Annotated in this window: 22 protein-coding genes; 13 read left to right on the top strand and 9 right to left on the bottom strand. The window is 48.2% G+C overall.

What is annotated here, in order from left to right; genetic code table 11:
- Positions 1-86 precede the first annotated feature (86 nt).
- Together M1Q06_RS14860 and M1Q06_RS14855 are read left to right on the top strand one after the other, a co-directional pair.
- Positions 87-731, top strand: coding sequence for a LytTR family DNA-binding domain-containing protein (locus M1Q06_RS14860; protein ID WP_058382680.1), 645 nt, complete (start codon positions 87-89; stop codon positions 729-731).
- Between the two features lie 248 nt (positions 732-979).
- Positions 980-2,494, top strand: coding sequence for an acetyl-CoA hydrolase/transferase family protein (locus M1Q06_RS14855; protein WP_434400347.1), 1,515 nt, complete (start codon positions 980-982; stop codon positions 2,492-2,494).
- A gap of 45 nt (positions 2,495-2,539) precedes the next feature.
- On the opposite strand, the gene M1Q06_RS14850 is transcribed toward M1Q06_RS14855, so the two are convergent.
- Positions 2,540-3,007 carry a VOC family protein gene (locus M1Q06_RS14850; RefSeq protein ID WP_121298828.1) on the bottom strand — a complete coding sequence of 156 codons (468 nt, stop codon included), beginning with the start codon at positions 3,005-3,007 and terminating at the stop codon, positions 2,540-2,542.
- A gap of 165 nt (positions 3,008-3,172) precedes the next feature.
- On the opposite strand from M1Q06_RS14850, the gene rlmN reads away from it, so the two are divergent.
- Positions 3,173-4,246, top strand: coding sequence for a 23S rRNA (adenine(2503)-C(2))-methyltransferase RlmN (rlmN, locus tag M1Q06_RS14845; RefSeq protein WP_121298826.1), 1,074 nt, complete (start codon positions 3,173-3,175; stop codon positions 4,244-4,246).
- Between the two features lie 96 nt (positions 4,247-4,342).
- Here rlmN and M1Q06_RS14840 read toward each other — a convergent pair whose 3' ends face one another.
- From M1Q06_RS14840 to M1Q06_RS14830, 3 genes are all read right to left on the bottom strand, one after another.
- Positions 4,343-5,155: a carbohydrate ABC transporter permease gene (locus tag M1Q06_RS14840; RefSeq protein ID WP_121299546.1), complete on the bottom strand. Its 813-nt coding sequence runs from the start codon at positions 5,153-5,155 to the stop codon at positions 4,343-4,345.
- Positions 5,156-5,253: 98 nt separating this feature from the next.
- Positions 5,254-6,168, bottom strand: coding sequence for a carbohydrate ABC transporter permease (locus M1Q06_RS14835; RefSeq protein ID WP_434400344.1), 915 nt, complete (start codon positions 6,166-6,168; stop codon positions 5,254-5,256).
- Positions 6,169-6,180: 12 nt separating this feature from the next.
- Positions 6,181-7,506 (bottom strand): ABC transporter substrate-binding protein, encoded by a 1,326-nt coding sequence (locus tag M1Q06_RS14830; protein ID WP_434400342.1) that lies wholly within the window; start codon positions 7,504-7,506, stop codon positions 6,181-6,183.
- Positions 7,507-7,733: 227 nt separating this feature from the next.
- Between M1Q06_RS14830 and M1Q06_RS14825 the strand changes: the two genes are divergently transcribed.
- A complete protein-coding gene (locus M1Q06_RS14825) occupies positions 7,734-8,858 on the top strand; it encodes an ABC transporter ATP-binding protein (RefSeq protein ID WP_434400340.1) in 1,125 nt (374 codons plus the stop codon).
- A gap of 383 nt (positions 8,859-9,241) precedes the next feature.
- The gene (locus M1Q06_RS14820; RefSeq protein WP_434400338.1) at positions 9,242-10,000 is read left to right on the top strand and encodes a YkuS family protein; all 759 of its coding nucleotides are present in this window, start codon (positions 9,242-9,244) and stop codon (positions 9,998-10,000) included.
- A gap of 49 nt (positions 10,001-10,049) precedes the next feature.
- Here M1Q06_RS14820 and M1Q06_RS14815 read toward each other — a convergent pair whose 3' ends face one another.
- A complete protein-coding gene (locus tag M1Q06_RS14815) occupies positions 10,050-11,327 on the bottom strand; it encodes an MFS transporter (protein ID WP_434400336.1) in 1,278 nt (425 codons plus the stop codon).
- A gap of 175 nt (positions 11,328-11,502) precedes the next feature.
- On the opposite strand from M1Q06_RS14815, the gene M1Q06_RS14810 reads away from it, so the two are divergent.
- On the top strand, positions 11,503-12,267 hold the full coding sequence (locus M1Q06_RS14810; RefSeq protein ID WP_434400334.1) for an exodeoxyribonuclease III: 765 nt from the start codon (positions 11,503-11,505) through the stop codon (positions 12,265-12,267).
- A gap of 105 nt (positions 12,268-12,372) precedes the next feature.
- Here the strand turns inward: M1Q06_RS14810 and M1Q06_RS14805 are convergent, their stop codons facing one another.
- Complete coding sequence (locus M1Q06_RS14805) at positions 12,373-13,521, bottom strand: CDP-glycerol glycerophosphotransferase family protein (RefSeq protein WP_434400331.1); 1,149 nt, start codon at positions 13,519-13,521, stop codon at positions 12,373-12,375.
- Between the two features lie 256 nt (positions 13,522-13,777).
- Here M1Q06_RS14805 and M1Q06_RS14800 point away from each other — a divergent pair, with 256 nt between their 5' ends.
- On the top strand, positions 13,778-15,406 hold the full coding sequence (locus M1Q06_RS14800; RefSeq protein ID WP_434400329.1) for a catalase: 1,629 nt from the start codon (positions 13,778-13,780) through the stop codon (positions 15,404-15,406).
- A 39-nt stretch (positions 15,407-15,445) separates the two neighbouring features.
- Here the strand turns inward: M1Q06_RS14800 and M1Q06_RS14795 are convergent, their stop codons facing one another.
- From M1Q06_RS14795 to M1Q06_RS14785, 3 genes are read right to left on the bottom strand one after another with little or no spacing between them, the layout of a single operon-like run.
- The gene (locus M1Q06_RS14795) at positions 15,446-16,135 is read right to left on the bottom strand and encodes a P-II family nitrogen regulator (protein WP_112229988.1); all 690 of its coding nucleotides are present in this window, start codon (positions 16,133-16,135) and stop codon (positions 15,446-15,448) included.
- Positions 16,119-16,862: a DUF1538 domain-containing protein gene (locus M1Q06_RS14790; protein ID WP_434400327.1), complete on the bottom strand. Its 744-nt coding sequence runs from the start codon at positions 16,860-16,862 to the stop codon at positions 16,119-16,121. The genes M1Q06_RS14795 and M1Q06_RS14790 overlap by 17 nt, the downstream gene beginning before the upstream one ends.
- Complete coding sequence (locus M1Q06_RS14785; RefSeq protein WP_121298805.1) at positions 16,859-17,554, bottom strand: DUF1538 domain-containing protein; 696 nt, start codon at positions 17,552-17,554, stop codon at positions 16,859-16,861. Before M1Q06_RS14785 ends, M1Q06_RS14790 begins: the two co-directional genes overlap by 4 nt.
- A gap of 114 nt (positions 17,555-17,668) precedes the next feature.
- Here M1Q06_RS14785 and M1Q06_RS14780 point away from each other — a divergent pair, with 114 nt between their 5' ends.
- The 6 genes from M1Q06_RS14780 (at position 17,669) to recQ (ending at position 22,782) form a co-directional block, all read left to right on the top strand.
- A complete protein-coding gene (locus tag M1Q06_RS14780) occupies positions 17,669-18,298 on the top strand; it encodes a pentapeptide repeat-containing protein (RefSeq protein WP_121298803.1) in 630 nt (209 codons plus the stop codon).
- A 182-nt stretch (positions 18,299-18,480) separates the two neighbouring features.
- Positions 18,481-18,834: a helix-turn-helix domain-containing protein gene (locus tag M1Q06_RS14775; protein ID WP_121298801.1), complete on the top strand. Its 354-nt coding sequence runs from the start codon at positions 18,481-18,483 to the stop codon at positions 18,832-18,834.
- Between the two features lie 156 nt (positions 18,835-18,990).
- Positions 18,991-19,491, top strand: a complete 501-nt coding sequence (locus tag M1Q06_RS14770; RefSeq protein WP_434400324.1) for a hypothetical protein — start codon at positions 18,991-18,993, stop codon at positions 19,489-19,491.
- Positions 19,492-19,559: 68 nt separating this feature from the next.
- On the top strand, positions 19,560-20,345 hold the full coding sequence (locus M1Q06_RS14765) for an SDR family oxidoreductase (RefSeq protein ID WP_434400322.1): 786 nt from the start codon (positions 19,560-19,562) through the stop codon (positions 20,343-20,345).
- Between the two features lie 18 nt (positions 20,346-20,363).
- Positions 20,364-20,849, top strand: a complete 486-nt coding sequence (locus tag M1Q06_RS14760) for a DUF4334 domain-containing protein (protein WP_434400320.1) — start codon at positions 20,364-20,366, stop codon at positions 20,847-20,849.
- Between the two features lie 157 nt (positions 20,850-21,006).
- Positions 21,007-22,782 carry a DNA helicase RecQ gene (gene recQ, locus M1Q06_RS14755; RefSeq protein WP_121298795.1) on the top strand — a complete coding sequence of 592 codons (1,776 nt, stop codon included), beginning with the start codon at positions 21,007-21,009 and terminating at the stop codon, positions 22,780-22,782.
- Positions 22,783-23,204: the final 422 nt, after the last annotated feature.

Below are 23,204 nucleotides of genomic sequence, written 5' to 3'. Positions count from 1 at the left end.
GATGTGGCAAGCCTGAGCCTTCTTTTCTGTTCATGCAAAGTCATGTATACTAATACCACTTGAATTTTACTGGAGGCCCATGCGCGATGGAAAAAATTACACCTGGTCCGCTATTGGATGTAATGGGGGAACTGTTCTCCGATGAAGTTTCGATAGCGGTCTCTAATATGGAAGAATACACCTATTATCGTCCGAGCAAACGCATTGATTTGAAGATCAAGGCAGGGGATAAAGTGCGTGAAGGCACCATCGCCCATAAAGCGTTGACGACCGGCCAAAAAGCTTCGGAATTCATCAACCGTGAAGTGTTCGGGGTGCCTTATCATGGCATGGCGGTACCGTTTGAAGAAGATGGCGCACTCGCGGGCTGTGTCATGGCGATCTATCCCGCTTATACAGAAGGGAAGTCGGTCGTGACGGTGAAAAGCCCGGATGGATGGAAACCGATTCCGTTCACCGATGTGCGCTACCTCGAAGTAAAGGACCGAAAAACCCATGTCCACGCTGCGGATTTTTCAGGAACGAATAAAAACTCCTTGCAGGAATTCGAATATTTGTTGCCGAGAGATTCGTTCATCCGCTGCCACCGGTCGTTTATCGTCAATGTCCACCACATTGAAGAAATTCATCCCGATACCCATTCCACATTCGTGCTGGCAATGGATAATGGGGACCGTTTGCCCGTCAGCCAATCGTATTCCAGCTATTTCCGTAAATTACTCGGCTTCTGAGAACGCATGAAAATGCTGCCTCGGACAGCCGATTTTCTGTTTGACCCAAGAGATGCACTCTTCCATTCGGATATTCCCTTTTTCGCTTCGCCACAAGTTAATATTAGCTAATAATCAGACAAATAGATTGGGTGTCTTGCATCCTGTCTTTTTTAATGGAAGAACAATTATGCTACTCGGTGATATGAAAACGCTTCAACAAACGACATATATTAGACAAAAACATATAGAAAGAGAGTGTGGATGGAATGGAAAAGAAACTTGAGCGAATCAAAGCGGCAGAATTGCAGGATCGTGTGGTCACAGCACAGGAAGCGGCAGCGTGGATTCAAGACGGCATGACACTTGGGCTTAGCGGATTTACAAGAGCGGGAGATGTGAAAGCGGTTCCTTATGCACTGGTTGAACGCGCAGAAACGGAAAGCTTCAAAGTCAATGTCTTCACTGGGGCATCCCTCGGGTCCGATATCGACCGGTTGTTCGCAGAAGCGGGCATCGTCAACAAGCGTTTGCCGTTCCAAGCAGAACCGGCCATGCGCAACGCAATCAACGCAGGCGACATGTATTTCGTGGATCATCATTTGTCCCATACAGCGGAATGGATCCGTTCAGGGGTCATCGAGCCGATCGATTTCGCGATTGTCGAAGCTTTGTCGATCACCGAAGACGGCATGATCATCCCGACGACTTCTGTCGGCAACTCATCCGTTTTCGTCAAACACGCGAAAAACATCATCGTGGAAATCAATGCGGCCCAGCCTGAACTGTTTGAAGGCATCCACGATATTTACGACACCGGCAAACAAGGCGAGCGCGACCCGATCCCGTTAACTTCCGTGGATCAGCGCATCGGAACAAAAGGCATCCCGGTCGACATGGAGCGTGTGCGCGGCATCGTCTTTACGCATCAGGAAGATTCTCCGTCGAACATCGTGGCGCCGGATGAAGACACGAAAATCATGGCTGACCATCTGCTGAACTTTTTCCGCAGCGAAATTGCAGCCGGTCGCCTGACGGAGAAGCTGGCTCCGCTTCAATCCGGAATCGGATCCGTCGCCAACGCCGTGCTTCACGGCATGATCGATTCGGAATTCAAAAACCTGGAAGTCTATTCGGAAGTGCTCCAAGACGCGGTCTTCGATTTGATCGATGCCGGCAAAGTAGATTTCGCTTCTTGCTGTTCGATCACGTTGTCTGAGCCGAAAATGAAGCAAGTGTTCAGCGAGTTCGACCAATACCGCGACAAGATCATCATGCGCCCGCAGGAAATCTCGAACCATCCCGAAGTCGTGCGCCGACTCGGCTTGATCTCGATCAATACGGCACTTGAGTTCGATATGTACGGAAACGTCAATTCGACGCATGTCTCCGGCACGAAAATGATGAACGGCATCGGCGGTTCAGGGGACTTCGCCCGCAATGCGCGCCTCGCTATCTTCGTCACGAAATCAACTGCAAAAGACGGCAAGATTTCAAGCGTCGTGCCATTTGCATCACATATCGACCATACTGAGCACGACGTTGATGTAGTTGTCACCGAACAAGGCTATGCAGACCTTCGCGGACTGGCGCCGCGCCAGCGCGTGGAAGTCATCATCGAAAACTGTGTGCACCCGGACTACCGCCCGCAAATGCGCGAGTATTACGAAGAAGCGCTGACACGCGGTGGCCAGACGCCGCACGTCCTTGAGAAAGCTTTGTCTTGGCACGAATCACTAGCCAAAAACGGCACCATGCTCGCGAAAAAAGAGCAATTGGTCTAAACAAATAAAACCGGACAGCCGCATAGGCTGTCCGGTTTCTTCTGTTCAACGATTGCCGTACATTTCTGAAGTGTTGCGTGAATACAATTCGATAATATTGCCGAACGGGTCTTCGGTGTAGACGAGGTAATGCGGTTTGCCCTTATTAATGTTCCACATTTTGCTGCGCTGACGCCCGCCATGCTGGACGATTCGTTCAATCGTTTCGACGATGTCATCGACTACCAAGGCAATATGGAAAAATCCTGCACGCCGCGGCGGCTCTTCAGAAAAAGAAGGATCCTGAAATTCGAATAATTCGATGCCGAAGCCGTCGGAAGACATGAGGTGGACATTGCGCATCTTGCGGATTTCCGGCCCTTGCAGATCGTTCGTCATGGAGCCTGGCCCTTCTGTATCGGCATCAAAATCAAATGGCCCCGCTAAAATATGAAAATCGAATACTTTTCGGTACCATGTAATCGCCTTATCTAAATCGGGGACCGCCAGCCCCACATGCGTAATTGCTGCCATGATGATTCTCCTCCTTTTTGCTGTACTGATTCTGTACCCTTCTAGGAGCGGGAATATGCAGAAATAGAGCAGGTACCAAAGGAATTAGTCGAAAATAGTTGTTGCCAGACTGGATTTTTAGTATTATAATAAGCAATTGTGAAATTCTGAAATGAGGGTCCTAATATGAAAAATTCCATCTATGGATTGACGATAGAACAATTAAAAGATTGGTTTGTTGAAAATGGCCAAAAGAAATACCGCGCGGAACAAGTGTGGGATTGGCTTTATATTAAACGTGTCACTGAATTCTCGGAGATGAAGAACTTATCGAAGGATTGCATCGAGCTTTTGGAAAACAATTTTGCGATCCGTACATTGGACCAGGCAGTCAAGCAGGAATCGTCTGATGGCACAATCAAATTCCTTTTCCGTTTGCAGGATGGCAACTTGATCGAAACAGTTCTCATGCGCTTTAAATACGGCAACTCGGTATGTGTAACGACACAAGTCGGCTGCAACATCGGCTGCAGTTTCTGCGCAAGTGGCCTATTGAAGAAGAGCCGTGACTTGAACGCTGGCGAAATCGTCGAGCAGATCATGCAAGTACAGGCACATTTCGATGCGGAGCAAAAAGAAGAGCGCGTCAGCCACATTGTCGTTATGGGTATCGGCGAACCGTTCGATAACTACACAAACTTGATGGATTTCCTCCACGTTGTGAACTCTCAAAAAGGGTTGGCAATCGGAGCGCGCCACATCACGGTTTCCACAAGTGGTATCGTGCCGAAGATCTACGATTATGCGGATGAAGGCTTGCAAGTTAACTTGGCGATCTCCATTCATGCTCCGACGAACGAATTACGTTCACGCATCATGAAGATCAACAAAGCTTATCCAGTTGAAAAATTGATGGATTCCATCGATTATTATTTGGAAAAATCGAATCGCCGCATCACGTTCGAATACATCATGCTGCGCGACGTCAACGACCATGTCGAAGAAGCGAACAAGCTGGCGAAATTGCTTGAAAACAAGCGTCACTTATCTTACGTCAACTTGATTCCTTACAACTCGGTTGATGAGCACGACCAATACCAGCAAAGCACGCCTGAAGCCATCAGTGCATTCTATGATGCATTGAAGAAAAAAGGCATCAATTGCGGTGTCCGCCACGAACAAGGCGCAGACATCGATGCTGCCTGCGGACAGCTTCGCAGCAAGCAAATCAAAAAAGAGAAAAAACCGGCAACGGTCTAATAGCACGATAGGCAGGAAGCTCCCGAATTTTTCGGGGGCTTTTTGTTTTTAGGCGCAACGATAAAAAGCTTGCAACCAGTGGCTGCAAGCTTTTTATTATTTCCCGCCAGACTGTAAATTGATGCCTTGGATAAAATACTTCTGGAAAAAGAAGAAAATGATAATGACTGGCAGCAAGACGAGCAATGAGCCGGCCATCAGGTAGTTCCATTGGGTATTGAGCTGCCCTTTAAAGACCTGCAAGCCGATTTGCAAGGTATACAGGTTCTCGTCGTTCAAATAGAGCAGCGGGCCAAGAAAGTCGTTCCAGGCACCGTTAAATGAAAAGATAGCCACAGTGGCGATTGCCGGCTTGGTGAGCGGCAAGCCGATCTTGCGCCAGATATAAAAATGGCTGGCGCCTTCCATCTTCGCTGCTTCAATCAATTCATTCGGAATCGTCATATAAAATTGCCGCAACAGGAAGATGTTGAACGCGCTGCCGAAAAAGGCCGGCACGATCAAAGGATAATAGGTGTTCACCCAGCCGAGCTTGGCGAACAAGACGTACTGCGGGATCAAGGTAACGAATCCCGGGATCATCATCGTCGCCAGCACAATCGCAAACAGCACATTGCGCCCTTTGAATGGAATCTTCGCAAAGCCATAAGCGATGAACGAGTTTGACAAGACATTGCCGATTACGACCAGGGTGGTGATGACGAGCGTATTGATCGTGTACTGCGTAAACGGAGCCGCTTCCCACGTCCGGATGTAATTGGACCAATTCCAGGATTCCGGAAAGAAAGTGGGCGGGAAGGACATGACTTCCGCCATCGTCTTCAGGGAAGTCGATAACATCCACCACAAGGGTGATAAAATCATCAAGCTTCCCGCTGCAAGAAGAACGAAATTGATGAGTTTCAGCATTTTTTTTCGATTGCCGTGATGTTGAAAATAGCTCGGGTTTTGGAGGTCTTTGGTTGTGCCTGCTTCCTCTACATAACGGGTATCTTCTTGACGGGAGGTCATCGATTATCGCCTCCCTCATAATGCACCCAGCGTGGAGCCAGCTTCAGGTTAATCATGGTCAGGATGAAAACGATGATGAACAAGATCCAGGACATGGCCATGGCATAGCCCATATTAAAGTTCTCGAAAGCCTGCCGCCACATATATAGGTTATAGAACAATAAAGAGTTTGCTGGGCCGCCTTCGCCGTTGCTCGACATGACGTAAGCTTCCTGGAAAATCTGGAAGCCACCGATCAGGCTGGTCACCACATCGAAGAAAATGACCGGTGTGATCATCGGCAAGGTGATGTGAAAAAATTGGCGGAACGTATTGGCGCCATCGATTTCCGCCGCTTCATACAAAGTCTTGGAAACGCCTTGCATGCTCGCGAGATATAAGAGCATCGCACCGCCGACACTCCATAATTTCATGAAAATCAGGGAGGGCTTGGTCCAGGCCGGATCGAATAGCCAGTTGGGCCCGTCGATGCCGACCCACCCGAGTATCAAATTGATCATTCCCGTGCCTGGATCGAGCAATTGCATCCACAATAAATAAACGCCGACCCCCGACAGCACCGCAGGCAAATAGTAGAGCGTGCGAAACACGCGGATGCCCGGAACGTCCTGGTTCAGGAGTGCCGACAGGAAAATCGCGCCCATCGTTGTCAGTGGGACGGAAAATAGTACGTAGTACAAAGTGTTCCAAAGGGATGTCCAAAACAATCCGTCTTCGGTGAAGAGCCCTTGATAGTTTTCGGCTCCGACAAAGTCCATCTGGGATGTAATATTGTAATTGGTGAAACTTGCGAACAGTGAAAAGAGCAGGGGCCCTGCCGTAAATGCAAGAAACCCGATAATCCACGGCATAACGAAAATATAGCCGTACATCGTTTCTTTCCGCCGCATAGTCGACTTTGGTTTAGCCAAACGAAGCCCTCCTTACTCGCCTGTATTTTTTTCGACTAGCGATTCGACATCGGCCTGTGCTTCTTCAAGCGCTTGTTTCGGCGTTTTCGAACCTAGGAACACTTCGTCGATTTTCGGATTGACGCTGCCCATGAAGTCAGGGGCAGATACGGGTACCGGTGTAAGGAGCGTATCGCTCATGTATTCAGTTGCCATGCTATAGACCATGGTGCCATCTTCTGTGAATTCATCCGATTGCGCTGCGTTTTCAGCGGCTTCGATATTGGCAACATTGTCGAAGTTCTGGACTGCCCAATATTCTTGTGCTTCGGCACCTGTTAAGTACTTGATAAATTCATAAGAAGCTTCAGGATTGGCAGCGCCGGCCGGAATCTCGGCGACAAATCCCCCGCCCCAGCTCGTATGGCCGTTGCCTGGTTCCATCTCTGGCAATTTCGCGACGCCGAAGTTCAAATCATCTGCATAATCGCGGATTTGCGTGTAAAAAGTCGGTGCGCTGACGTACATGCCGAGGCTGCCGTTGAAGAATGGATTGCCTTGCTGGCTGTCAATTTGAGCTTTATAGGAATTGATGACATCGTCACCATATTTATCTTTCCAGCCTTTCAGCCATTCGAGCGTCTCAAGATTGGTTTCGGTGTCGATCAAGACTTCATTTTCTTCATTGATAAAGTTGTGGCCATTGGCATTCAGCATCCAGACATCGTAATTAATGCCCCATAATGGATAAAAACCGATGCGTTCGTAGTCATCGCCGTTTTTCACGTCGAGCTTCGCAGCATATTCCTCAAGCTCCGCCCAGGTAGTCGGTGGCTGTTCAGGATCTAGTCCGGCTTCTTCAAATGCGTCTTTATTGTAGAACAATACACGGGTATCTGTATTGAACGGTATTCCGTAAGAATCGCCTTCGTAAAGTGTCGCATCCCATAGCTCCGGATAGAACTGCCCGGAGATATCGTCTTCTGACAAGAATTCAGCCAGGTTCATCGCCTGGTTCTGTTCTCCGCGTAGAGCGGTCGTGTTAATATCATTGATGACCACATCAGGTGGGTCGCCAGCTGCAATCGCTGCGAGTTCTTTAGTCCAAATGTCTCCCCATGGCAAATATGTGTGCTGAACTTCGATTTCATCTTGGGATTCGTTAAAATCGCTGATGATTTTTTCAATGACCGGACGGCGAATTTCGGAGCCCCAGAAGGTCCAGAAATCGAGCACGACTTTTCCGTCTTTGTTTTCCGTGGAACTATCGTTGCTGTTGCCGGTCTGGAAACCGGCGCAGCCCGTAAGAAATAGGGAAGATGCCAAAAAGGCTGCAGGTATTGTGTAGAGTTTTTTCATGATTTTCCTCTCCTTTTTTTGTCTTTAGTAACCAAAAATTTCGCTTCACGAAGCAAATGGTCGATAAGATTGTGAAGGAGCTCGCTATTCATGTCTCTAGTAGTACAGAATATTCCAGCTTCATTAGAAATGAGTATACAGTAGAGTATAGAAGTTGCCAAATATATATTTGTAATTTACTGCGAATTCTCTATAATGAAAGAAAACGCTTTAGAGGAGAATGGGAAATGGCAGAAATTAAAATTGAGCAATTAGGCAAAAGGTATGATAAAGGGGCGCTGGCCGTCAGCGATTTCAATTTACATATAAAAGATGAAGAGTTCATCGTGTTTGTCGGTCCTTCGGGGTGTGGGAAATCGACAACATTGCGGATGATTGCGGGCTTGGAGGAAATCTCGGAAGGCGAATTCTTCATTGATGGAAAACGCATGAACGATGTTGAGCCAAAAGAACGCGACATCGCCATGGTATTTCAAAACTACGCCTTATATCCACATATGACCGTTTATGAAAACATGGCGTTCGGCTTAAAGCTAAGAAAGTTCAAAAAGGCGGAAATCAAGCAACGCGTAGATGAAGCCGCAGCGATTCTCGGCTTGGAAGAATACTTGAACAGAAAACCGAAAGCGCTCTCAGGAGGCCAGCGCCAGCGTGTGGCTCTCGGACGCGCCATTGTCCGCGATGCAAAAGTTTTCTTGATGGATGAGCCCTTATCGAACTTGGATGCGAAATTGCGTGTGCAGATGCGCGCTGAGATCTCCAAATTGCATAACCGCCTGAAAACGACGACGATTTATGTGACCCATGACCAAACGGAAGCAATGACGATGGCTTCCCGTATTGTTGTCATGAAAGACGGATTGATCCAGCAAGTAGGCACGCCAAAAGAAGTCTATGATTTCCCGGAAAATCGCTTTGTCGGCGGCTTTATCGGTTCACCGGCGATGAACTTCTTTGAAGGGCAGCTAATCGACGGCACTTTCGCTGTAGGCACTAAAAAGATGACGATTCCTTCAAAACTATTGGATATGTTGAAAGCAGAAGGCTATGACAATAAGCCAATCACGCTCGGCATCCGCCCGGAACATATCCATGTTAATAACGAAGACCTGTCTGGAATTCCGGCTAGTGAATTCGATGCGACTATTACCGTATCCGAACTGACAGGCGCTGAGACCATCCTCCATGCGGTCTATGAAGACCAGGAATTCATCGCCCGCGTTGATGCGGCAACTTCAATTGAAGCAGGGCATCAAGCAACCCTCGCATTCGATATGGCGCACGTTCATTTCTTCGATGCAGAAACCGGAACACGCATCAAAGCGGTAGAACGCGCAGAAGTAACCGTATAAAATCCATTAGCCCCGACCGGCTCAAATGCCGGGCCGGGGTTTTTACATGCAATCGATCAGCATGAGAATGAATAACAAGCCAATGCTTGTACCTGTTTCAATTGACCGCATTCACAAAGTTTCACCATCTATTCCAATGCAGGGAAGCGATTACCTATATGATGCTCAAAATAATGTATATTGTTTCACTAAATATCGCGAAGCAGGGCGGCGATTACCTATTTGATGCTAAAATTCTTCATTATGAATAAGCGTATTCACAAAGCTAATCAAAGCGTGAAAATTTGAAAAAAATGGAGGAGTTCTCAAAGGATAAGTTTAGAGCAGTGGATTAGGGGAAAACAACTTAACATAGAGTTTTCAAAAAAAGGAGTGGACACAGAATGGTAAAAATTGCAGTTGAACATCCATTTACATCCGTACGCGATGCATTGGTACAAAAAGGGTACCGTGCAGAAATGCTTGAAAAGAAAACAGATGCATCCGATTACGACGTAGTGGTTGTCCGTGACCAGGAAGATTTGACGGATTTCCACATGAGCGTTTCATTAGTTGAAGCAAGAGGACGCACATTGTTTGAAATCGTAGAGGAAGTCGAAGAGCGCCTCGTGCGCCAAGGCAAAATCCAGTCGCCTGCACCAATGGCACCGGAATACGGTTCTGAGTCAGGCGGAGGCGGCGGAAGCTTCGTAGCCGGCGCTGTGACAGGCGCTTTGATCGGGGCTGCCGCAGGCCTCTTGCTTGCCCCTAAGAGCGGCAAGGAATTACAGGAGCAAGTAAAAGCGAAAACTTCGGATTCCAGTGAAAAAGTGAACACTTCCATCGAACAGGCAAAAGTGAAAGCTGACGAACTGAAAACGAAACGCGATGAAAAGAAAGAAGAAAAAGAGTTGAAGAAACAAGAAAAAGCGATTGAAAAAGAATCGAAGCAGCAAGAAAAAGCTGAAGAAAAAGAAGAGAAAAAAGAAGAAAAAGCCCAAAAAGAGCACGATAAGGCTGAAAAGAAAGTAGAAAAAGAAATCAAGAAAGCTGAGAAAGATGCCGGCGGCGTAGATGTCGTGGAATTTGGCGAATCATCACTCGGCAAGAACTCAGACGGCGAGATTAAAGTCGAGCCAACTGACGCGAAAAAGAATAATTAATCATGAATAAAGGCCTCCCGCAGCTGCGGGAGGCCTTTTCTGTGTTGATTTATTCAGCGGCGACTTCATCGACCGGCTCATGCGACACTGGCTCTGGAACGAAGATGAGGACGACCAGGCCGATGATAAAGAGGACGACCAAACTCAAAACCCCTAAACTGGAGTTTCCGGTAATCTGGGAAGTGACCCCGACAAGCAAAGGCCCCGTAATTGCGGCAAATTTGCCGAAAATATTGTAGAAGCCGAAAAACTCATTGGCATTTTGCTTCGGCACCAGCTTGCCGAAGTAAGACCGGCTCAAAGCCTGGATACCGCCTTGGCTGGTGGCAACCAGCATCGCGAGAATCCAGAAATCCATAATCGTTTCGATGAAGACCGCATAGACACAGACGATAATATAGACAAAGATGCCGACATAAAGCATTTTCTTTCCGGTAAAGCGATCGGCGAGCTTGCCGTAGAGAATCGCAAAAGGCGCGGCCACGACTTGGGTGGCAAACAAGACAATCAATAGGCTGGTGGCACTCAATCCGAGATCAGTTCCGTATGCGGTGGACAGCGAGATAATCGTGCCAACACCGTCGATATAGAAGAAGTACGCGATCAGGAACAGGAACAAGGCGCGGTATTGCCGGATTTCCCGGATCGTTTTATTGAGCCGGCGGAAGCTTTGGACAATGGGATTTGCTTCGCGTTTGATGAAATGCTGTTGTTTTACGTAGCGGAATAACGGAATCGAGAACAAAATCCACCAAGCGGCGGTAATCAAAAAGGCAAGCCGGCTGGCATTTGTGACAGATAGCGGCAGGACTTCATTTTGGGCGAGCAGGATGATGAGGATGGCCAGCGCAAACGGAATGGTCGAACCGATATAACCAAGCCCGTAGCCGAATGCAGACACGCGGTTCATGCGTTTTTCAGTCGTGACGTCGACGATGAAAGCATCATAGAACAAATTCGCGCCAGTCGCACCAAGCGCAGCGAACACATAACAGATCAAGAGCCAGAGCCACTGGCCTTCTGGGACGAAAGCGAGCATTGCCGTCGAAACTGTTCCAAGCACGAAAAACACTGTGAAAAACTTCTTTTTCATTCCTTCATAATCGGCAATGGTGCCGAGTAATGGGCCGAGCATTGCCAAAATAAACGTGAAGATAGCGATTGTGTAGCTTAAATAAGCAGTGGAATCCGCAAGTTCTACTCCGGCGTCTGTTGCGGCGGCTTTATAGAAAAGCGGAAATACCGCGGTCGTGATGATAATGGAATAAGCGGAGCTGCCCCAATCATATAACGCCCAGCTTTTTTCCGTTTTTGTGAACTTCGCCATAGCCGAAGGCCTCCTTTTTCATTAAGTCTATTGTACAAGACAGACTCTAAAAAAAGACAGTTTTGACTGAATATTTGCTGAAATTTTACAATCTAATTCCGAAGAAATCGAGATCGCCGTATTTGAGGCGAAGCCTCTATTCCGCTACACTGATGACAGAAAGTGAGTGAGTGGGATGAAGTTGGTATCATGGAATGTAAATGGCCTACGGGCCGTGATGAAAAAAGGGTTTATGGATTTCTTCGAGACAGTGGATGCCGATATCTTGTGCGTCCAGGAAATCAAATTGCAGGAAGGCCAGATTGATTTGGAGCTTCCGGGTTATCATACATACTGGAATTATGCACAGAAGAAAGGCTATTCAGGAACTGCGGTTTTCACCAAACAACGCCCATTGAATGTCTATTATGGGGTCGGTCTCGAGGAGCATGATACAGAAGGCAGGCTGATCACATTGGAGTTCCCTGAATTTTATTTGGTTAATAGCTATACGCCGAACTCCCAACATGGCTTGCTTCGGCTCTCGTACCGCCTCTTGTGGGAAGACAAGCTGCTTTTGTATATCCAGCAATTGGACCTCGAAAAGCCTGTTGTTTTATGCGGGGACCTGAACGTGGCGCATCAGGAAATCGATTTGAAAAATCCGAAAGCCAATAAAAAGAATTCGGGATTCACGCCAGAAGAGCGAGGCAAGATTAACGATTTCCTCGGCACCGGTTTCGTGGATACGTTCCGTCATTTCCATCCGGATGAAGGCGGACATTATTCATGGTGGTCGTATCGTTCGAATTGCCGGGAGAAGAATGTCGGCTGGCGCATTGATTACTTCATCGCTTCCAACCGTCTCGTCGGGAAAATGAAGAGCGCGTCGATCCATACAGATGTACACGGCTCGGATCATTGCCCTGTGGAGCTGCAACTGGGCGATCTATCGTCTTAAAGGATTATTCATATTATTCATCCGTTAAACGGTAAAAAACCGGCAAGCCTGAAACGAGCTCAGGTTTGCCGGTTTTTGTCTCAAATAGAGTTCCACGTGAAACATTCAAACGTTCATGACGCGTTGTGCCAAGCGTTTGCAATTATCTTGGTCGAAATAGTCGATGTACTCGTCGGCTTTCCCGTACCATTCGTTATGCTTAATGTTGTTCTCGACCATATAGGTGAGCGTGTTGTAGACATCTTCTACTGTCGGAGACCTATATCCATATAAATCTTTATCGAGGTCGAGGTAGGAACCGCGCTTTTCCGTATATTCCTGTTGGTCGAACATAAAGAAGATGATTGGTTTATTCAAATACAGGAAGTCCCAGGAAACGCTTGTGATGTCCGTCAGTAGCATATCGTTTTCTTCGATCGACCGCTCGATGGATGCGTGATTGAAATCCAGGAATTCGATGCCGTAATCCTGGTCGGCAAGCGGAAAGAAGTGCTCCTCAAATCGCTTCATGAACGGGTGCAAGGCGATTTGGAGATGGATGCCGTTGGATTTTAGGAGATTCCTTATTCCTTCATGCTCCAATAAGCCGATCGTGCTGCGGAAGTAATTGCTTTCGAGAAATTCTTCCCTTGAGAGGTCAAACAGCCATTCACGCCAAGTCATCATCATGAGGATGCGCTTCATTTCTTTTGGCGGCTGGTTTGGCAAGTAGCGGTCAAAACGGGGGAATCCGGTGATGATGAGTTTTTCTTCAGGGATTTTCCATTTGTCGCGTTTCAACTCGTATTCATAGCGCGAGGCGCAGTTGAAGTAATCAGTCCGCTTGAGAAGTGGAACATCCTCTTTTTGGATGAGGATTTTCTTGAAGCCCTCGATGCCGTGGCTGACGTGCGTGATGACCGTCCGGCGGTTTAAATTCAAGAATTTATCGGCGGATGGCACGATATCATAAAGCAAGGAATGCCCATGGAATGTGTAATCTGCGCGGAAAAACAGCAAGTAATTGCGGAAGCTGCCGAGCGGTACGGCATTCGGGATCTGCCCGTTTTTCGCGTAGTCGGTCGCCGGATCATACATCCAATAAGCCGTGACTTGTTCTGCATGGTTATTCACCAAATATTTATGGAATACCGAAGCGTTGTCTTCGTATTTTTCTCCGAGGTTTCCTCCCACCAGGGCGATTTTCGGGCCTTTTGCATTTCGGTAAAACCGGGAGAGAAGATAGGCCGCTGATACTTTCAAAAAAACTTTCAAAGGGTCCCATCTCCCTTTCTCTTTCAAGGTAACACTCATTTCCAGCCCTGCTTTCTGTAAGTCGATTCCATTCTAGTTTTCCATATCCAACGGGATTTGTCTATTCCAAGGGGGCGGCACCGGATTTTCTTGAGTGGAGAGGGCACGCCTAATTTGAAGCGGATGCGTCCAAGGGATGATTTAGGGGAAAAAAGGTTTATGGGGAGGCTGGGGTGGGAAGAGGGAAATGATGGCATTAAAATGAAGGAGGATTATCATGAAGGACACGAATGAAGAGCTTAAGAAAAAGATGTCTGAAGGTGAAAACGAAGAGACCTTGACCAACCGCCAAGGGCACCCAGTAAAAGATAACCAGAATTTGCGCACTATCGGAAACCGCGGTCCGGCGACTCTTGAAAACTATAACTTCATCGAAAAAATCTCTCATTTTGACCGTGAAGAAATACCTGAACGCATCGTCCATGCACGCGGTGCCGGGGCATTCGGTTATTTCGAGACTTATGGAACGGTCGGCGATGAGCCGGTCGAAAAATATACACGCGCTAAAGTATTTTCAGGCAAAGGCAAACAGACGCCCTTGCTCGTGCGCTTCTCTACGGTGGCAGGATCCCGCCACTCGCCTGAAACGGCACGCGACCCGCGCGGTTTTGCCGTGAAGATGTACACCGAGGACGGCAACTGGGACCTTGTCGGGAATAACTTGAAGATTTTCTTTATCCGCGATGCGATGAAATTCCCTGATATGATCCATGCCTTTAAGAACGATCCGGTTTCAAATGTTCCGGATCCTGAGCGGATGTTCGACTTTGTCGCCCGTTCCCCTGAAGCGACGCATATGATCACGTTCCTGTTCTCCCCTTGGGGCATTCCGGCAACCTACCGCCATATGCAAGGCTCTGGTGTCAATACCTACAAATGGGTCAACGATAAAGGCGAAGCGGTCCTCGTCAAATACCATTGGGAGCCGAAACAAGGCATCCGCAATTTGACCCAGGCAGAAGCCGATGAAATCCAGGCGAAAAATGTCGGGCACGCAACGGAAGACCTTTACGATTCAATCGAAAATGGCGACTATCCGGAATGGGAGCTGTTCGTGCAGATCATGAGCGATGATGAGCATGCCGAACTCGACTTCGACCCGTTGGATGATACGAAACTATGGCCGATAGATAAATTTCCGTTCCTGCCAGTCGGCAAAATGGTCTTGAACCGCAACCCTGAAAACTACCATGCGGAAATCGAGCAGGCAGCATTCGGAACAGGCGTCCTTGTCGACGGCATGGACTTCTCGGACGATAAAATGCTGATTGGCCGCACGTTCTCGTATTCCGATACACAGCGCTACCGTGTAGGCGCGAACTACTTGAAGCTGCCGGTCAACGCACCGAGAAAACGTGTGGCGACCAACCAATACGGAGGGGCGATGGATGTGCCGCGCGGCGAGAATGCGAAGAATCCGCATATCAATTACGAACCGTCCGTGCTTGGCGGATTCAAGGAAGCAGATCGCCCGAATACGCCGGATTATGAGCCGGAATACCACGGCAAACTGACGAATGCGCCGATCGACCGGACGAATAATTACGGCCAAGCCGGGGAGACGTATCGCAGCTTCGAGGATTGGGAGCGCGATGAACTGATCAACAACCTCGGCGATGCCTTGTCTGCGTGTGATCCGCGCATCCAGGAGGAAATGGTGCATCACTTCACGCAGGCGGATGAAGATTATGGCCGCCGCGTCCGTGAGAATATCGACATGAAAGTGAAGAAGATGAAAGAAATGAAAGACAGTGAAAACACTGAACCGAAGCTTTATGGAAAGCCGGCAGCGAGTAAAGTGGCTCAAGCCGCGAGTTCCAAAGGGCACGGGGCAGAGCGTTATTAAATAGGAAAACCGGTGCGCCTCGGAGGCGCACCGGTTTTTTCATGGATTCAATGAAGAGTGGTTGACGCCGAAAACATTTTCCACGTCGATCAAGAAGGCAATGCCTTTTCCGGGAGCATCGAGGTCGACTGCCTGTTCGATGCTGGCGACCACTTTTTCTGCAAACACGGCCGGCACCAAGGTCAGTACGACATCTTTTTCCGGATCGATCGTAAAGTTCATGAACTTCTTCTGTTCGTTGACTCCGGTACCGCGCCCTTCCAGGATCGTTCCGCCTTCAGCGCCGGCTTTTGCCGCCGCTTTGACGACTTGCCCGGAATCCCCGGAATTGACGATGGTGACGATCAATTGAAAATCTTTCGGTTCTGGCATTTGTTCCACTCCTTGCTTCTTTTTTCGGTCGTCTTCGCGGTCGTTGAGATGGGGGACCCCCAGCAATTGGCTGAGGTGGACGGTAAAGCCGAGGCCATGACCGGATTTGCCCAGTTTTCCGGCATGGCTGATCGCTTCTGCAACGGCCAGTTCGATTTCACCGTCGACAGCGATAAAGACCACATCTTTTTCGTGTGTGGCGGGAAGCCCGAGGAACGTGGGCTTTTCGTTTCGGCCGATCCCTTCCGCGTACAGTACCGTCGCCCCGTCAGCGCCGGCTTCTTTCGCCGCTGCAATGACATCCCTCGAAGCGCCGCGTTTTACGATGGCAATCATCAGTCTATGATTCAGATTCATGGTTTTGTTTCCCTGCCTTTCGGTTAAAGAGTAAGCCGACTACAAGTACGGAGATGATCGGCGTCAATGCCACCAACGCAATCATCCCAAAGCCATCGACGAGCGGGTCCCGGCCTTCGGTGACTGAAGCGATGCCGACTGCCACGGAGACGATGAACGTGACGGTCATCGGCCCGGTAGCGACACCGCCTGAGTCAAAGGCAATGGCGATGAATGTGCGCGTGGAGAAAAAGATTAGAATGAGGGCAAGGATATAACCCGGCAAAATGAAATACCAGATCGACCAGCCTGTCAGGATCCGCAGCATCGACAAAGCGATGGACAAGCCGACCCCTGTCGATAAGGTGTAGAGCATGATTTTCGAAGAAATATAACCGCCCGTTTCGCGGTCGACTTCCTCGTTCATGATGCGGACAGCCGGTTCGGCAAATGTCGCCACAAAGCCGAGCACAAATCCGATCGGAATGATCGCCCAGCGATATTGCCAATCGCCCAGTTCCGCACCCATCAATTCACCGAAGGGCATGAAGCCGATATGGACGCCTTGCAGGAAAAAGGACAACCCGAAAAATGTCAAAACGAAGCCGAGTCCGGTTTGCAGCACGCGTTCTTTCGGCAATTTGAGCATGAACAATTGAAATACGCTGAAAAACACGACAAGTGGGAGGAGAGCCATGCTGACTTCAATCAGCACTTCCCCGAAACCCTGGAAGATATGCAAGTTCACCGGTACAACACCCCCAAGAGCATGACTGCGATGATGGGCCCGATCGAAGCAAGCCCGATCAAGCCGAAGCCTTCGCCGCTGCTTGGCTTATCGGATCGCAGCACGGAAGCGACGCCGATGCCCAGTGCTAAGATGAAAGGCACTGCCATTGGGCCGGTCGTAACGCCGCCTGCGTCGAATGAAATGGGGATGAATGCTTCAGGGACAAAAAAGGAAAGAAGGAAAACTAAAGTATATCCCCCAATCAGCATATAATGGATTGGGATGCTGAACAGTGTCCGGACCATCGCCAAAGCGACGAAAATCGCCAAGCCCACGGAAACGGATAGAATGAGGATGTTTCTTGAAATATCTCCTCCTGAAACATCATCGATTTGATTAGCCAAAACGCGAACATCCGGTTCGGCAATCGTGACGGCAAGACCAAGCACAAGGCCTGTCCCGATGATTAGCCATGGCTTGCGGGTCAAAGGCAGCTTCTTGCCGATCAATTCACCGATCGGGAGCAACCCTGCATTGACCCCCAGCAGGAACAGGAAAAAACCGGTTCCTACAAAAATGACCCCGATTAAAAACTGCAGCAGCGCTTCGAGCGGCAGGCGGATGATCAGCACTTGAAGCAAGACGACGACAATCGTGACAGGCAGAATGGCAGAGGCGACTTCTTTAAAAGTACTTTTGACATTTTCCATGCAGCATCTCCTTTGCAGCGGATTTGGGTTATTGCCTATCTCGCGGCGGATGGGACAAGGAACTTTGCAGTCGTTAAGTTAAAGAAAGAACATAAGCGAACAGGAGGAATTATAATGAAGAAGAACAAGAAAACGGAACCGATGCTTCCCAAGGAATTAGAAACAATTTCTTTTATTGAAGCATTAGATGATGGATATGTCCATGACTGCCGGATCGTTTCTGAAGAATTACCGGCAGGAAAAATTCATTTCGACCGGGTGTTGTTCGAGAATGTCCGCTTTTTGGGTGGCGAATGGGAGCGCAGTGAGTTTGCGGATGTCGTGTTCATCAATTGTGACTTATCGAATGCTGATTTAGGCCGTGCGGTGTTCCATCGTGTGAAGTTCGAGAATTGCAGATTGCTGGGCACGGATTTCACTGAAAGTACAATTCGCTATACGCGCTTCAAAGGCTGCCGGCTTGATTATGCGGTTTTTGGTTTCTCCCATATCAGTGATGTAATTTTTGAACAAAGTGCTATCAGGCAGGGAGATTTCTACGAAGTGGATTTGAAAAACACGCAGTTTCTTGACAGCGAGTTAAATGAGGCGAATTTCACAGCAACTTCCCTGAAAGGAATCGATTTCAGTTCAAGCCGCTTTGAAGAACTGCAATTGACAATGGAATTGGTGTCGGGGTGCAAAGTATCTACAGATCAAGCATTGTTGTTTGCCCGTAAACTGGGATTAATTATCACAGAATAAGATTTTTTTAATTTTTAAATGCTTTATGACCTACTTTATTTCCAATTATTATATTAAATAGATACTGTTCACTAAATATTCATTCTATTTTAAAAAATTATCCATAAAATGATTGCTCATTCACTTTAATTGCAGTATATTTAAAATAATTAGAAATTTACTAAAAGGAGCAGGAATCAACTATGAAGCAACTAAGCAAAAAAATAAAAGACTTGAGAGAAGCGAAAGGCCTTTCCCCGGAGGAGCTTGCAGACCGTTTGGGCTTTGCGAAAAGCACGGTATGGGCATATGAAAGCGGAAAGAAACAAGTGTCAGTTGTACATCTGGAACGCCTCGCCGATTTCTTTGAGATTTCTGTGGATAGTCTTTTGGACCGCAACGACCGCACGATCAATGTTAATCTCCAAAATGCGAATTTCCTGAACGAATATACAGTAATGCTTGATGACCAGCCATTGAATGAAGCGGAACTTGCTGAGGCGGCTTCTTTTATCCAAGTGAAACGCCGTATGGGCAGCTATGGCTTGGCGACTTGATGAATATATGTGTGAACTCATGAGCCTGTTCTCCTGTAATAAGGAGGACGGGTTTTTTCGTGCGATACAACAATTGATGAATTGTTTTTGACAGAATTATCTGTCAAAATAAAAAGAGACTTAAGGAATGGCGGTGAGGATTTGAGAAGATACATAATGTACGAAACATACCGGCTGGGGATTCTCATCGACCATCTAAAAGCGGAGGATTTGATCAGGCAAATCGATGAGTATATTGAAGAAACGCCAGTTGACCAGATCCCCCATGTCTTTTATGTCCTGTCGTTGGCGAGCAACCGCCGTATCATGATTGAACTGCTGACGGATTTGGCGCGGGGGGTCGACGAAGAGCTGCCCGCATCGATTGTAGCCGGCATCCTGTACAAGGAGCGCGACCGTTATACAGTGGAAGAACTGTACGGAAAAATCGGGATGCTGGCTTCGCTGTTATCGGATGAAGACGATGAACTCGCGGCAAGTTTTCGTGAATTGAAATCCTCCTACGACGAGTTGCAAGCTGTCTATGGGCGGCGCTTTAAACGGAAAAAAGCGAGGGAGCGCATGCTTGCCCGCAGCGAAAAAGTATTGGAGGAGACACTCTCTGAATATGCCCATTTTGCGGAGGAAATGGACCGCAAAGAATGGTGGCTCAATTAAACCTGTTTATTCTGCTTGCTATGGGGAAGACAAATTATAGCAACTTACAGAATCAGGAGGAGACAAATATGAGTAAAACGATTTTCATTACAGGAGCCGGAAGCGGGCTCGCAAAAGGTACGGCACTTGGACTGGCGGCAAAGGGCCATAAAGTTATCGCGCCAGTTGAAACAGCCCCTCAAGTAACATCACTCCGTGAAGCGGCATCGGAAGCCGGGGTAGAATTGACAACGTTTAAAATGGACATTAAAAACCCGCAAGATCTGGCACAGATGCTTGACTACGATTTCGATATCTTTGTAGCAAATGCTGCCATCAATGAAGGCGGCCCACTCGGGGAAGTGCCAATGGCAAACTTCCGTGAACTATTTGAAGTGAACGTCTTCCAAACGCTTGAAACGGCTCAAATTGCAGCACGTAAATTCGTCGAGAAGGGCAAAGGCAAGATCATTTTCCTATCTTCCATGGCAGGGATCATGTCGACGCCTTACGTCGGCCCGTATACGGCGACGAAGCATGCCATTGAAGCGATTGCGAAAACGCTGCGCAAGGAAATGGCGGAGTTCGGCGTACAAGTGGCGACGATCAATCCGGGCGCATTCGCTACAGGGTTCAACGACCGCAGCGCAGAAGCCAAGTGGAAATGGTTCGATGAGAAAATCCACTTCACTCGCCCTGAAGACATGAAGGAAATGGAGAAGGGCTTGGAAGACCAATTCGATCCGCAGGACATGATCGATAAAATGGTGGAAATCATCCCGCAGGATTCCCACAAATTCCGCACGGCGTATCCAGAAGAGACCGAACAACAGATGAAAGACGAAGAAGCTAAACAGTGGGAGATCGAAATTTAAGCTGAAAGGAAGAGGGCCATGAAGCCGGAACGTTGGGCTTGGGAAATGATGGAGCACGGTGCGGACAACGCGGGCGAAGTTTGCCGCTTGTTCGATGCGCTTGAGCCAGTCGACCCGTACGAAATGTTCGGTACGTGGAAAGGGCGCGAATTGCCGTCAGGACACCTACTGGACGGCTGGCTTGAAAAATCGGGCTGGTACGGCAAAGCTTTCCACAGCACCGAGCATGTCGACCCTTTATTGTTTAACTCCCCTTTTGGAAAACCGTTCCCGCTGCATCCGTTTCCACCCGCGCTGATCGCTAATCTGTTGAGCGGCGCGAAAGGTGCAGCGCGGCTCCGCAAGATGGAGTGGCGTGGGAAAACGAGTGCGGTGATGATTTACGATCAATTGCCGATCCAGGACCATTTCCGGAAAGTGAACGATGATGTGCTAATGGGCATGATGGACTGGAAAGGAATGCGGCAACCGTATTTCTTCCTGTTGGCAAGAGTGTACGACTGAGATCATTTTCACTGGCACCTTCTGAATAAAAGGCCTTTCCAGCCACCCCGGAAAACAATCAATTTTCCAGGGTGGCTTTTCGTATGCAAAAAAAGAAATAACCCTTCAAATATGGTAAGCTACGTTCATAGTAAAACAGTATGGGGAGTGTTCAAAGGTGTTGGAACAAGCAAGAAAATTACTGCAGTCGCATTTCGGGTATGATAGCTTCCGGACCGGCCAGGAGCAGGCGATCACGCAAGTTTTCGATGGCCAGAATACGATTTGCGTCATGCCGACAGGCGGCGGGAAATCGATGTGCTACCAGATTCCTGCGCTTGCGATGGAAGGAACGACCATCGTCGTCTCGCCGCTGATCTCCCTGATGAAAGATCAAGTCGACTCATTACAGGCAGCCGGAATTCCAGCTGCTTCTATTAATAGTTCGCTCGATGTCTACGAAGTTCGTGAAATCCTTCATGAAGTGCAGATGGGCATCATCAAATTATTGTATATCGCGCCAGAGCGCCTCGATTCGGAAATGTTTTTGGATGGCTTGCAAGGTGTCAAAGTGCCCCTCATCGCAGTCGATGAAGCGCATTGCATCTCGCAATGGGGCCACGATTTCCGGCCGAGCTACCGGCTGATTAGCCGCATGCTGGAAATTTTCCCAGACAATCCGACTGTCCTAGCCTTGACTGCGACAGCGACCCCTCAAGTGCGGGAAGATATTTGCCGCATCCTGGATATCGAAGAACAAAATACCGTTATCACCGGTTTTGAACGGGCGAACTTAAGTTTTTCAGTCATTCAAGGACAGGACCGTGAGCGTTTTATCCGGGACTACGTCCAGAAAAACGATAACGAGGCAGGCATCATTTACGCAGCGACGCGCAAAACGGTGGATTCGGTCTATGAATCGCTCGTCAAACGCGGCGTCAAGGCGGCAAAATACCACGCCGGCATGCCGGACGATGAACGCCGCCTCGGGCAAGAACGCTTCTTGAACGATGAAGTGACCGTGATGGTGGCGACCAACGCATTTGGGATGGGCATCGATAAATCCAATATCCGTTATGTGATCCATTACCAGCTGCCGAAAAATATGGAAAGCTATTATCAGGAAGCTGGGCGCGCAGGACGAGATGGACTGCCGAGTGAGTGCATCGTCCTTTACGCTTCTCAGGATGTCCAGACGCAGCGCTTTTTGATCGATCAGGCGCAAGACCCTTCACGCATCCCGGGGGAGTTGAAGAAGCTCCAGGGGATGGTCGACTATTGCCATACGGAAAATTGCCTCCAACAATTTATCGTCCATTATTTCGGCGATGGAAGTGCGGCACCGTGCGGCCATTGCGGAAACTGCGTCGACGAAAGGGAAGGCCAGGACGTCACAGAAGATGTCCAGAAAGTGTTGTCGTGCGTCATCCGCATGGGCCAGAAATTCGGCAAGACGATGACTGCCCAAGTATTGACCGGCTCACGCAATAAGAAAGTGCTCGACTTCCGATTCGATCAATTATCGACATACGGCGTATTGAAACACATGAATTCAAAAGAAGTCTCGAACCTCATCGAATTCATGATTTCACAGGAATTGCTGGCAGTTGAGCAAGGCAGCTTCCCGACGATCTTCGTCCCAGACGGTGGGCGCGATGTCCTGCTCGGAAAACGCCGCGTCATGAGAAAAGGCGCCGTCGTCACGAAGCGAATCGCCACCAACGATCCGTTGTTCGAGGAATTGCGGACGGTGCGCAAGAAACTGGCAGATGAGGCGGGAGTTCCGCCGTTTGTCATCTTCTCGGATAAGAGCCTGCAGGACATGGTTGCACGCAAACCGAAAGATGAAGAGGCGTTCCTTGAAGTTAACGGGGTCGGCGCAAATAAATTGGAGAAATACGGGGAATACTTTCTTGAAGCAATCCGGATGTATGAAACTGTGAATAATTCGTAATAATTCAGTTGCCTTGGCAGTGTCATTTGCCTTACGTACCAGTATGAAAAAATGGATAAATCAAGAAAAAATTATAGCTAGTTGAAAAGAACGCAGAAAATGAATCATTTTCTGCGTTCTTTTTGTATAGAAAATTTTATGCGAGTGTAGCCGGAAAATCAGTTAGCCATGTTAGTTTTTCCAAGTGATCAATCAAAAGATTCCAATGCGAATTGTATAATTACTGGGAAAAGGGGGTGCCGGGAAAAGCGGACGAAAAAATTACTGTATCAATATACACAAATAGCGAATAAAGAAGAATCGCTACACACCTTTATTTGAAAGCGGTTTCACTTGTAATCCTAGGATTTGTAATGAATCTTCATGCACTTGATAAATTTTTCACAAAATGCAATTGTATATATATTCAGTTATATGATATA

Source organism: Planococcus sp. 11815, from assembly GCF_051096385.1.
GTDB lineage: Bacteria > Bacillota > Bacilli > Bacillales_A > Planococcaceae > Planococcus > Planococcus citreus.
This window is presented reverse-complemented; position numbering and strand designations above follow the sequence as displayed.